This is a genomic window from Bacteroidota bacterium (genome assembly GCA_016715425.1).
In the GTDB taxonomy this organism is placed as follows: domain Bacteria; phylum Bacteroidota; class Bacteroidia; order Chitinophagales; family BACL12; genus JADKAC01.
Window position 1 is genome coordinate 297,871 of sequence record JADKAC010000005.1, and the last position, 12,702, is coordinate 310,572.

The window sequence follows — 12,702 nt, forward strand, 5'->3', positions numbered from 1 at the left end:
ACCTTACACTTAATTATTACACTCAATGAGTTTAGCGAGTTATAGTTTAAAGAATACCAGAGTATCGCATTTTGTATTAGTACTCTCTGTAGTCGGCGGCATGTTTGCATTTGGTCAATTAGGTAAACAGGAAGATGCACCCTTTATAATAAAACAAGCAGTAGTAAGTACTGCATATCCCGGCGCAAGTGCAGAAGAAGTAGAGAGACAAATTACCGAAATTGTAGAGCGTGAAGTGCAAACAACAAGAGGAGTTGAGTTCTTGAAATCTGAATCCTTACCCGGTGTATCTATTGTGAATGTGTATTTCTTTGAAGATATTTCCGGATCAGAATTTAATCAGATATGGGATGAACTCCGGCGCAAAGTAGAGAATGTAAAATCGCAACTTCCGGAAGGTGCTTCAGACATTGTGGTGAATGATGATTTCGGCGATGTGTTCGGAGTGTATTATGCTGTAACTGCAACTGATGGATATACAGATTATGATTTAGAAAAATTTGCCGATTTTATAAAACGTGAATTAGTTACCATTGGCGAAGTTTCTAAAGTAGAATTATACGGTGTACAAAAGCGTGTTGTAAATATTGATATCTCCAATGCAAAACTTGCAAATGCGGGTGTGAATCCGATGCGGCTAATTAACACATTGCAATCGCAGAATAAACTAATTAGAAGCGGTGATGCCCAAACTGGTGAGAAACAAATTCGCCTGAATGCAGAAGGAACATTTCAGAATCTTACAGAAATAGAAAATTTAATTGTTGAAGATGCGAATGGTAATCAGATAAGATTAAAAGATCTGGCTACTGTTTCAATGGGCTATGTAGATCCACCCACTAATAAAATGCGCATGAATGGTGCAACCGCAATCGGTATTGGTATTTCAAATCGTGCAGGTGGTAATTCCATTGTAATGGGTGAAGATGTGGATGCTAAAATGGAATATTGTCAATCACAATTACCGGTTGGAATTGATATTCAACAAATTTATGCTGCGGATAAAGTGGCTATTGAAGCCAATAACAATTTTATTTTAAACCTGATTATTTCTGTTGCAACAGTAGTGCTTATCATTTTATTTGCAATGGGTGTACGAGCAGGTATTTTAATTGGTACGAGTTTGATTTTTACTATTCTCTCTACACTATTGTTTATGTTGTTTTTTGGTGTGGATTTACATCGTACATCTTTAGCTGCAATTATTATTGCAATGGGTATGCTGGTGGATAATGCAATTGTGGTTACGGATAATGCTCAAAATAATATGAAGCGGGGATTGCCGAAAAAACAAGCATTATTACTCGGCGCTCAAACGCCACAATGGGGTTTATTAGGTGCTACATTTATTGCGATCATTTCTTTTTTACCCTTGTATCTTGCTCCATCCAATGTTGCAGAAGTTATCAAACCATTATTTATTGTTTTGGCAATTTCACTTACATTGAGTTGGGTATTTGCAATGATGCAAACAACGGTATATGGAGAGTTCATTTTGAAAGAACCAAAGAAAACCGAAGGTGATTTATTTGATAATAAATTTTATAGAAGTTTTAGAAATTTTTTGGAGAAAGCAATCCGTTTTCGATGGGCTACTATACTCATGGTGGTTGGCGTTTTTGCTTTATCCTTATTTGCTTACCGATATGTGAAACAAGCATTTTTTCCTGCCATTAATAAAGCCATGTTTAAAGTGGATTATTTTATGCCGCAGGGAACATCTATCGAAGCAGTAGAGTCAGATATAAAAATTATTGAGCAGTTCTTATTACAAAAAGAGGAAGTAAAAAATGTTTCGATAACTATTGGTTCAACTCCATTAAGATATTATCTCGCTTCTGTTGCATGGACTACAAGACCTAATCTTGCACATATAGTAGTTGAAACAGAAAGTCATAAAGATGTGGCTGATTTAATGTTAGAATTTGAATCTTACTTAAAAGAAAATTACCCTGAATCACAATCTATTTTTTACAAATTCAAAGTATCACCACAACCGGAGGCAACAATTGAAGCAAACTTTAAAGGACCTAATATGGATACATTGCGCATGCTTTCAGAACAAGCAAAAGCAATTATGCGCAATGATTCCTTATGCGAAAATATTCGGGATAGTTGGGGCGAAAAAACAATGGAATATTCTCCTGTGTATGATCAGTTGAAAGGACAATCTAGTGGTGTGTCAAGAGATGCAGTTGCTCAAGCAATGCGTAGATTAACCATCGGTACAAATGTAGGTGTTTATAGAGAGGATAAAGATGTTATTCCTATTGTAGTAAAAGATGCAGATCGCAATAATTACAACTTTGCTAATATAGGTGCTTTGCCAATTTTTAATAACAGAGGAGAAACAATTTTATTAGGACAAGTAATAGATAGTGTACAAATTAATTTTGAAGAGTCGAGAATAAAACGACATAACAGACAACGCTCCATTTCTGCACAATGCGATCCCATTTGGGGAGTTGAAAATGTGGAAGTTGAAAAAACATTAGTGCCACTTGTGGAAGCTATTCCCTTACCTGTTGGCTATGAATTATGGTGGGATGGAATTAAATGGAGTCAGGAACGTAGTCAGGCTGCAATTAAATTAAATTTACCGTTGGCATTTATTTTAATGCTCGGCACTTTAATATTCTTATTCAATAGTTATCGCAAAACGCTTATCATCTTTTTAATAGTACCATTAATGGTAATTGGAATTGTGTTAGGATTTTTACTTACAGGACAATACTTCGGATTTTTTGCTGTGCTTGGTGTACTTGGTTTAGTTGGTATGGTAATTAAAAATGCGATTGTTTTAATTGATCAGATCAACATTGAAATTGATGAAAATGGAATAGCGCCTTATGAAGCCGTTGTAATGTCTGCAGTTTCCAGAATTATGCCTGTAAGTATGGCTGCGGGAACAACAATACTTGGAATGATTCCGCTATTACCGGATCCAATGTTTGGTGGTATGGCCGCAACAATTATGGGTGGCTTATTAGTGGCAACGGTTCTTACACTTATAGTATTGCCGGTGTTCTATGCCACTATTTATAAATTAAAAAAATAATGCAATTAAAAATGATCTACAAGCAATTAAAAAAGGGTTTAGTTATTTGCATATTGTTTTCATGCGCTTTTTCAAGTATTGTATTTTCTCAAAATACAGTGCTGTTAGTAGATAGTGCAAGGAGCATTGCATTGCAAAATAACAATACAATTAAAGCCGCCACATATAATGTGAATGTTGCCACTTCTAATATGTTGGAAGCAAAAGGAGGTCACTTACCTTCTTTAGATTTAAATGCAGGATTTTTATATCTGCAGGATCCTATTTCTTTTACCGGAAATGAAATTGCCGGAGCATTAAATGATATTTATTCTGTAGGTCTTTCACTTAATCAAAATATTTTTAGTGGTAACAGAGTAAAAAATAATGTGCTAATAAAAGAAGAATTGGAACGATTGGCAATGGCGCAAAAAGATCTCACTATTTCAGAAATTATTTATCGCACAGATTTATATTATTGGAAATCTGTTGCCATGTCAGAAATGATGATTGTATCCAATTTATTTGATAGTGTTGTAAACAGATTTTATACAGATATTAACGATCGTGTAACGGATGGTCTTACACCTTCCAATGATTTATTGCAAGGCAAAGTGCGGGTGAATGAATCTGCTTTAAATCTAATGCAAACCAAAAATGCATTTGAAATAAGTAAGATGGAATTGAACAATTCTATGGGCAGAAATCCGGATGAATTTGTTGAGGTTCCTGATTCTATTTTATTCTATTCTCAAAACAGTATGATGTATAGTGATACAATTCAAATTGATAGTGTGGCATTAGATAATCGTGCTGAAATTGATATTAGTCAGGGGCAATTAAATACAAGTATGTTGAATGAAAAAATAACGAAAGCAGATTTTTATCCTACTATTGGATTATCCATGTCTGGTCGTTATGGAGTGCCTGGTGAATCACCGGATTTTAATACACCGAATTTTAATTTTATGGGAAGTGTATATCTTAATTACCCAATCTTTCAGGGTAATATGCGACGCAACAGAGTAGATGCTTCTGTTTATAATACAATGATGTCCGGCGAAATGTTAGAACAACAAAAGAAAGATGTTTTGTTGCAGGTAAATAAAGCTGCATATTCATTTCAGGAATCAATTCAAAAAGTAGAACTCACACAAAATTCACTTTCACAAGCGAAGCAGAATCTGGATGCAATAAGTACAAAATATTCAGAAGGACTTTCACCACTCAGTGAAGTTTTGGATGCACAAAGTTTTTGGTTAAATGCATATAGTGCATATATACAAGCGAAGCTTGAAAACAAAGTGAATTTGTCATCCTTTCAAAAAGCATTGGGTTTATATTAATGCGCTCCTGACATAAAGTGTTTAGAAATCGTTTCAATCCACTGCCTTCAAATTTTTTTTACAAGAATTAAATAAAGAGAAATAGTAATTCCATTTTATACAAATGCAATTCATAATTAATTTGAAAAAACAATTGTGACTTCAAGTCCTGATGTTAATTATTCTATTCACCAGCTTTTTATATAAAATGTGTATTTTAACCGCTTCAATCAACCTATAAACAACATTAATGGCAGTACAAAAAGAAGCATGGGGTTCACGGGTAGGCCTCATTCTCGCAATGGCAGGAAATGCAGTAGGTCTCGGAAACTTTCTTCGTTTTCCGGTTCAGGCAGTAAATAATGGAGGCGGCGCCTTTATAATTCCTTATCTGATTTGTTTTCTTGTAATGGGAATTCCATTGTTATGGATCGAGTGGGCATCGGGAAGATTTGGTGGAAAATTTGGCAATCACTCAACGCCATTTATTTTGGATAGCATGGATAAAAGAAGATTCTGGAAATACATTGGTGTATTCGGAATTTTTACAAACGTTGCAGTTGCTTCATACTATTGTTATATTGAAAGTTGGACAATGAGTTATGTTTATCATTCCATCATCGGCACATTTAATAATATGGATCAGGCAGGTGTTTCTTCATTTTTTGATAAATATCTGGACGTTTCGAATTCCACAACAGGCATTCCATATGAGAGTATAATTTTCTATATCCTTTGTCTTGCCTTAAATACGTGGATTTTATCTCGTGGATTGAAAGGCGTGGAAGGTGTTGCAAAAGTGGGAATGCCATTATTAATATTATTTGGTGCTTTTCTCGGAATCAAAAGTATTACTATGGGAACAAGTATGGCATCACCAGAACATCCTGATGCAAGTTCCATAGCGGGTTTAAATTTTTTATGGACACCTGAATTTAGTTCTTTAACAAATCCCACAGTTTGGTTGAATGCTGCGGGACAAATATTTTTTACACTATCTGTAGGAATGGGAACAGTGCATTGTTATGCAGCTTATGTGAAATCAAAAGATGATATTGCATTGAATGCAATGAGTGCCGGATGGATGAATGAATTTGTAGAAGTGGTATTAGGTAGTATGATAGTTATTCCTTTGGCAGCAGGATTCTTTGGTGTGGAATGGTTGAAAGATAACGCAGGCTTTGGAATGGCATTCCGTACTATGCCATTTCTTTTTGAACAATGGGGAAATATACTCTCAATTATCACGGGTGTTATGTGGTTTGGTTTATTATTTTTTGCGGGAATTACTTCTTCATTGGCAATGGGCACACCATGGATGGGTTTCTTGCGTGATGAATTTGGATGGAGTAGAGCTAAAGGTGCATTGTCCTTTGGTCTATTAGTTTTAGCCTTGGGTTTACCAACTGTTTTGATATATAATTTTAATGCAAATGGTAGTGTAAATTCATTTGTATTTAATGAATATGATTATTGGTCGGGAACAGTTTCACTGGTAATTTTTGCATTGCTTGAAACGATATTATTTGTTTGGGTTTTTGGAATAACCAGAGGCTGGGACGAAATTAATAGAGGTAGTGATATTCGCTTACCTAATTTCTATAAACCCATCATGAAATATATTACACCTACGTTATTGTTATTTGTATTTGTGGGGGCATTAATTACACCAGAGGGAAATGATTGGATTAGTGCAGTTCAAAATGGATGGGTGCTGGATAATTCATCAATCATAAAAACAATTGCGAATAGCGGATTAAAAGATCAAATAGCCGCATCTACAGATCAGGCTGAAATAACTAAACTGGAAAATCAACTTATGTTGACTAATTATGCAAGGTTGCTATTGTTATTGTTGTTTGCAGGCATTAGTTATTTAGTATATATTGCTTACAAAAAAAGAGTAAAACTAGGGAGGGCTTAATATGAATTTATCAGCTTTAATTTTAATGTTAACTGTAATGATTTTAGTTACATGCGTTACTTTATATTTTTTCTGGAAAGTACTTACTACACCACCCAAGCCAGAACCGGATTCGTATGAGGATAATGATGACGCTCTCCGGTAATTTTTCCGGATTTAATAGTTTGTTTTATTGATTTTTACTTTATTTTTAGATGCAACTACGCATCACCATGAGAATAAAGCGTATCATTCACCGACATCTTACTTTTTCACGCAGCGAGCGTTGGATGCTGATTTATTTTGCAGTTATTATCCTAGCAATATTTATTAGTAAAAATTTTATTGTGGATTTATTTACCCGTAGAGATCGAGAGGCGTCTTTAAAAGAACATCAGGAACTTGTTGCTCAAATACTTCATATTAAAGATTCCTTATCAATTGTTTATAATGAAGTGAATTTTGAGGAGGAGCTGGAAAATGAAAGTGCATTATTCAAATTTAATCCCAATACAATTGATTATGCAACTTGGATTGAATTAGGGATTTCGGAAAAAGTAGCAAGTATTATTATAAATTATGTGAATAAGGGAGGCAAATTTTATAGTGCAAATGATTTGCTGAAAGTGTATGGTTTTAAAGCGGAATATTTGGAAAGACTACAACCGTATATTGTTTTTGAAAATTCAGAATCAATTTCTAAAACCATTATTAGGAAGGATGAAATTGATTATTTTATTTTCGATCCCAATCAGATTTTAATTAATGATTGGGTACAATTAGGTATTCATTATTCAATTGCCGAACGCATTGTTAATTATCTTTCCAAAGGGGGGCATTTCTATCAAGTGGATGATCTAAAAAAAATATACGGATTTAAAGAAGATGATTTTGAGAGGTTGAAATCTTATATGGTAATTGCCGAAAGAAATCCAGAAGAAAATTTGGCCAAAGAATTAGCAACAGGTGAAATTTCAACAAATGAAATAAATGCATTTACAAAAAATGATTTGATGATTCTTGGCTTCACTTCAAAGGTGGCAGATAATTTTATTAATTATCGAAGTAAGTTGGGAGGATTTTATTCTAAACAACAATTATTGGAAATTTGGGATATAAATAAAGAAATGGCTGAATCAGTATTTCAGAAATATTCTTTAGATACAATTAATATAAAGCATATCCGAATGAACAGCGCTTCAGAAGAGGAATTAAAAAATCATCCCTATATTTCGGACGAATTAGCTGAAGCAATAATACTTTATCGCAATAAGACAGGTAAATTCTACAGCATAACAGAAATTTTTAAAGCCGGTTATGTCTCAAAAAAGACTTTTGAAAAATTGGCACATTACCTACAATTATGAGTTTAGAATCAAGAATAAAACTAGCTATACGTGATGTAGCAGATTTTCCAAAAGAGGGTGTTGTGTTTAAAGATTTGACACCATTATTATTAGACCCTGTGCTAACTGAGGATATTACAAACGAAATTATTCAACGAGTAAATGGAGAAAGAATTGACGCTGTTTGCGCCGTTGAAAGTAGAGGATTTCTATACGGTATGGTGCTGGCGCATAAATTAAAAGTGCCCTTTATACCCATTAGGAAAAAAGGAAAATTACCCGGAGAAACAATTGAATTTACTTATGATCTGGAATATGGTTCAGCCACAGTTGAAGTGCATTTGGAAGATATTCAGGCGGGTTGGAATGTGCTGGTTCATGATGATTTATTAGCAACAGGTGGCACTGCCGCTGCAGCAACTGAACTTATGAAAATGCGCCATGCAAAAGTTGTAGCCTATGCCTTCCTTTTAGAATTGGATTTTCTACATGGTAGAAAACGACTTGAAAAATATAACTCAAAAATAATTTCTTTAGTAACCTATAATTAATTTTAAAAAATATGGATTTTAAAAATACAGAATCACTGGAAATGGTTTCTTCCGTTGCAAGGGATTTTGCTGAAAAATATGTGCGACCTGATATGATGATATGGGATGAAGATCAAATCTTTCCTGTTGAAGTATTTAAAAAAGCAGGAGAACTTGGTTTGATGGGTGTGTTTGTCCCCGAGGAATATGGTGGCTCCGGATTTGGATATTTTGAATATGTAAATGTGATTCGTGAAATTTCAAAAGTATGTGGATCTATAGGCTTATCCGTTGCTGCGCATAATTCATTATGTACAGGTCATATTTTGCAACATGGAAATGAAGAACAAAAGAAAAAATATTTACCACTGCTTGCCACCGCAGAATGGATTGGTTCCTGGGGATTAACTGAACCGAATACAGGAAGTGATGCGGGGAATATGAAATGTACCGCTGTTAAAGAAGGAGATGAGTGGGTGTTAAATGGAACAAAATGCTGGATTACACATGGTAGATCTTCTGATGTATTAGTCGTGATAGCAAGAACAGGAGAACCCAGAACAAAAAATAATTCCAGTGCTTTTATTGTGGAACGTAATACCCCGGGATTTTCTGCTGGTAAAAAAGAAAATAAACTAGGAATGCGTGCTTCTGAAACAACAGAACTTATTTTTGATAACTGCCGGATACCAATTGCAAACCTTATTGGGAAAGTGGGAGAGGGATTTAAACAAGCAATGAAAGTTTTGGATGGTGGCAGGATTTCAATTGCAGCTTTGGGTTTAGGTATAGGGGAAGGCGCATATCTTGCTGCAAAAAAATATGCCCAAGAGCGCCATCAATTTGATCAGCCTATTTCAAATTTTCAGGGTATTGCCTTTAAATTAGCTGATATGGCAACCAAAATAAAAGCGGGAGAATTACTGACAATGCAAGCAGCAGATTTGAAAAACAGAGGAGAAAAAGTTACTAAGATTTCTGCAATGGCTAAATATTATACTTCTGAAGCTGCAGTTAGTATTTCAAATGATGCCGTTCAAATTTTTGGTGGATATGGATACACCAAAGAATTCCCAGTTGAGAAATTTTATCGTGATTCAAAACTTTGTACTATTGGAGAAGGCACTTCCGAAATTCAAAAATTAGTAATTGCAAGAGAAATTTTATCATAAATCATTATTAGGTAAATTGAATAGTTGATATTAACTTTGCCGACCTTAAACTTAAAATATTAGTATGCTAATTATAGATGCAAGAGAAGCAGATTCAATCGACAAAGCTTTAAAAAATTACAAAAAGAAATTTGAAAAGGCGGGAATTCTGCGTGAGCTTAGAAGACGTCAGGCATTTATTAAACCTTCCATTGTCAGACGTACTGAAATATTGAAAGCTAGATATAAGCAACAGATTATGATGGATATGGAGGAATAAGCCCTCCTGTTACTCGTTCCTACTTTATTAAGATTTGATATTATGCATCTGAACGGGTTTTATACATATTTACAATACGAAAAAAGATATAGTAAGCACACTTTAGAAGCTTATAAAAATGATATTGAGCAATTCAATAATTATCTGCATTTAATATATTCTGAAATGGATTCTGACTTGCTTGATGTAAATCATAGGCAAGTGCGCTCCTGGATTGTGAATCTCATGGAAAAAGGTTTGGAAGCGAAATCTGTAAATAGAAAAATCTCTTCTTTAAAAACGTATTTCAGATTTCTTTTGAAGAAAGGAGTAATAATTAATAATCCGATGCAAAAAGTGATTGCTCCTAAAATACCAAAACCATTACCTGTTTTTGTGGATTTAATTTCAATGGAAAAAGTATTTACATCTATTCAAACAAATTATCCTGAAACAGAACCAATAGAAATTTTTGTGAAATTGAGGGATTTACTTATAATTGATTTGCTATACTCTACTGGAATCCGTCGTAGTGAATTGCTGGGACTTCATACAAATTCAATTGATATTTACAACAACTCAATGAAAGTTTTGGGAAAGGGTAATAAAGAAAGAATTATTCCAATAAATTTAAGATTAATAGCACTGCTTAAGTCGTATTTGAAGATTAGAAATAGTATCTTTGGAGAATCACATAATTTATTAGTTACAGAAAAAGGAGAGCCCGCTTATCCGGGGTTAATTTACACTATAGTGAATAGACTACTTACAGGAAATACAAGCATCACAAGGCGGAGTCCGCATGTGCTTCGGCATTCATTTGCAACTCATTTAAGTAACAATGGCGCTGAATTAAATGCTATAAAGGAATTGCTAGGTCACGCAAGTTTAGCCAGTACACAAATATATACTCATAATACAATTGAGAAACTAAAAGAAGCTCATAAACAGGCACATCCAAAAGCCTGAATTTTTTGAACCATAAAAATTATTAATTATGCAAATAGATATTCAGTCAATTCGATTTACAGCCGACACAAAGCTTATTGATTATACAGAAAAAAAAATAGGTAAGCTTGATACATTCTTTGACAAAATTCAAAGAGCAGAAGTTTATCTTAAATTAGAAAATGGCAATGCACAAGTAAAAGATAAAGTTGCCGAAGTCAGGCTCTTTTTACCAGGTGTAGATATTTTTGCAAAAAATATGAATAAATCTTTCGAAGAATCAATTGATGAATGTTTCGAAGACCTTCGTAAGCAGATAATGAAGCGGAAAGAAAAATTACAAGAGAAATAGTTGTAAAAATTTTACCATTCCGAATTATTAGTTTTATATTTGCGGGCATTTTTCGACAAGGTATAAGCAAAAAAATGCCTAAGTCTTTGAAATTTTGAAGAGTGGTTTGGCCAATGTAGCTCAGTTGGTAGAGCAGCTGATTTGTAATCAGCCGGTCGGGGGTTCGAGTCCCTCCATTGGCTCGAAGCTTATGGGGAGATTCCAGAGTGGCCAAATGGGGCAGACTGTAAATCTGTTGTCTTACGACTTCGGTGGTTCGAATCCACCTCTCCCCACTATGAGTCCGGTTATGACCGTTTGAGCAAGAATGCGAAAGCATTCGCCTTCATAACCTAAACTCAGAAAAAGATGCGGGAGTAGCTCAGTTGGTAGAGCATCAGCCTTCCAAGCTGAGGGTCGCGGGTTCGAGTCTCGTCTCCCGCTCTTATTGTCCGAAATGACTTGAAACTATCCGAAAGGAAAATTAAGGAATCATCGCAGCGACAGTTGTGGTGGGTCTGCCAATGTAGCTCAGTTGGTAGAGCACATCCATGGTAAGGATGAGGTCACCAGTTCGATCCTGGTCATTGGCTCCATTGTTAGTATGTGATATTATTTTATTATTATTATAAACAAGTATTAAACTCAATAAAAATGGCTAAAGAACAATTTGTACGTTCAAAACCGCACGTGAACATAGGAACCATTGGTCACGTGGATCACGGTAAAACTACCCTTACAGCTGCAATCACTTTGATTTTATCAGATATGGGATTAGCTGAGAAAAAGGATTATGATTCAATTGACAATGCACCTGAAGAAAAAGAACGGGGTATTACTATCAACACATCACACGTTGAGTATTCGACCGTAAATCGGCACTATGCACACGTGGATTGTCCGGGACACGCCGACTATGTAAAAAACATGGTTACTGGTGCGGCTCAAATGGATGGTGCTATCCTTGTTGTTGCGGCAACTGATGGTCCTATGCCTCAAACTAGAGAGCACATTCTGTTAGCTCGTCAAGTAGGTGTGCCTGCTGTTGTGGTATTCATGAATAAGGTAGATCTTGTAGATGATCCTGAATTATTAGATCTTGTTGAAATGGAAATTCGTGATCTTCTCAACTTCTATGAATATCCTGGAGATACTGTTTCAATAATTCGTGGTTCAGCTTTGAAAGCAATGGAAGGTGATGAAAACAGTAAGCAACAAATTTTGGATTTAATGGCGGCTGTTGATACAGAGATACCAATTCCTCCAAGGGAAATAGACAAACCATTCTTAATGCCAGTTGAAGATGTCTTCTCAATTACTGGTCGTGGAACCGTTGCGACAGGAAGAATTGAAAGAGGTGTTGTAAACTCTGGGGAATCAGTAGATATAATTGGGCTTACATTCGAAACCCAAAAATCAACTGTAACTGGCGTTGAGATGTTCCGCAAAATATTAGATCGAGGTGAAGCCGGTGATAATGTGGGTTTACTTTTACGAGGTATTGAAAAAGACCAAATCCGCAGAGGAATGGTAATTTGCAAACCAGCATCAGTTACTCCACACACTGAGTTTAAATGCGAAACTTATGTATTGAAAAAAGAAGAAGGTGGACGCCACACTCCATTTTTCAATAAGTATCGTCCGCAATTCTATTTCCGTACCACAGATGTTACAGGTGAAGTTACATTACCTGAAGGTGTAGAAATGGTGATGCCTGGTGATAATGTAACAATGACAGTAAAATTGATCTATCCAATTGCTATGGAGAAAGGATTGCGTTTTGCAATTCGTGAAGGCGGTAGAACAGTGGGTGCTGGACAGGTAACTGAAATTTTAAAATAAATAATAGATGGAAATCCGCCACTCGTGCGG

The 12,702-nt window shown here is 35.1% G+C and carries 10 protein-coding genes and 4 tRNA genes; all 14 read left to right on the top strand.

From position 1 onward, the window contains the following. Positions 1-25: 25 nt before the first annotated feature. The 14 genes from IPN31_07130 to tuf all read left to right on the top strand — a co-directional run bounded on the left by IPN31_07130 (position 26) and on the right by tuf (position 12,672). Complete coding sequence (locus tag IPN31_07130; protein ID MBK8681667.1) at positions 26-3,058, top strand: efflux RND transporter permease subunit; 3,033 nt, start codon at positions 26-28, stop codon at positions 3,056-3,058. Beyond that, the gene (locus IPN31_07135; protein MBK8681668.1) at positions 3,058-4,383 is read left to right on the top strand and encodes a TolC family protein; all 1,326 of its coding nucleotides are present in this window, start codon (positions 3,058-3,060) and stop codon (positions 4,381-4,383) included. The genes IPN31_07130 and IPN31_07135 overlap by 1 nt, the downstream gene beginning before the upstream one ends. Positions 4,384-4,612: 229 nt before the next feature. After that, on the top strand, positions 4,613-6,286 hold the full coding sequence (locus IPN31_07140) for a sodium-dependent transporter (protein ID MBK8681669.1): 1,674 nt from the start codon (positions 4,613-4,615) through the stop codon (positions 6,284-6,286). A 194-nt stretch (positions 6,287-6,480) separates the two neighbouring features. Continuing rightward, complete coding sequence (locus tag IPN31_07145; GenBank protein MBK8681670.1) at positions 6,481-7,632, top strand: helix-hairpin-helix domain-containing protein; 1,152 nt, start codon at positions 6,481-6,483, stop codon at positions 7,630-7,632. Further along, positions 7,629-8,162, top strand: a complete 534-nt coding sequence (locus IPN31_07150; GenBank protein MBK8681671.1) for an adenine phosphoribosyltransferase — start codon at positions 7,629-7,631, stop codon at positions 8,160-8,162. Before IPN31_07145 ends, IPN31_07150 begins: the two co-directional genes overlap by 4 nt. 11 nt (positions 8,163-8,173) lie before the next feature. After that, complete coding sequence (locus tag IPN31_07155; protein MBK8681672.1) at positions 8,174-9,313, top strand: acyl-CoA dehydrogenase family protein; 1,140 nt, start codon at positions 8,174-8,176, stop codon at positions 9,311-9,313. A gap of 64 nt (positions 9,314-9,377) precedes the next feature. Continuing rightward, positions 9,378-9,572, top strand: coding sequence for a 30S ribosomal protein S21 (locus IPN31_07160; GenBank protein MBK8681673.1), 195 nt, complete (start codon positions 9,378-9,380; stop codon positions 9,570-9,572). 42 nt (positions 9,573-9,614) lie between these two features. Next, entirely contained in the window at positions 9,615-10,520 is a 906-nt protein-coding gene (locus IPN31_07165; GenBank protein MBK8681674.1) for a tyrosine-type recombinase/integrase, read from the top strand. 28 nt (positions 10,521-10,548) lie between these two features. Continuing rightward, positions 10,549-10,851, top strand: coding sequence for a ribosome-associated translation inhibitor RaiA (raiA, locus tag IPN31_07170; GenBank protein ID MBK8681675.1), 303 nt, complete (start codon positions 10,549-10,551; stop codon positions 10,849-10,851). A gap of 109 nt (positions 10,852-10,960) precedes the next feature. Then, positions 10,961-11,033 (top strand) — tRNA-Thr (locus tag IPN31_07175). A gap of 10 nt (positions 11,034-11,043) precedes the next feature. Further along, positions 11,044-11,126: transfer RNA gene (locus IPN31_07180), tRNA-Tyr, on the top strand. 75 nt (positions 11,127-11,201) lie between these two features. Next, positions 11,202-11,274: transfer RNA gene (locus tag IPN31_07185), tRNA-Gly, on the top strand. A gap of 76 nt (positions 11,275-11,350) precedes the next feature. Further along, a tRNA-Thr gene (locus tag IPN31_07190) sits at positions 11,351-11,426 on the top strand. 58 nt (positions 11,427-11,484) lie between these two features. Then, positions 11,485-12,672, top strand: a complete 1,188-nt coding sequence (tuf, locus tag IPN31_07195; protein ID MBK8681676.1) for an elongation factor Tu — start codon at positions 11,485-11,487, stop codon at positions 12,670-12,672. The last annotated feature ends 30 nt before the right edge of the window (positions 12,673-12,702 follow it).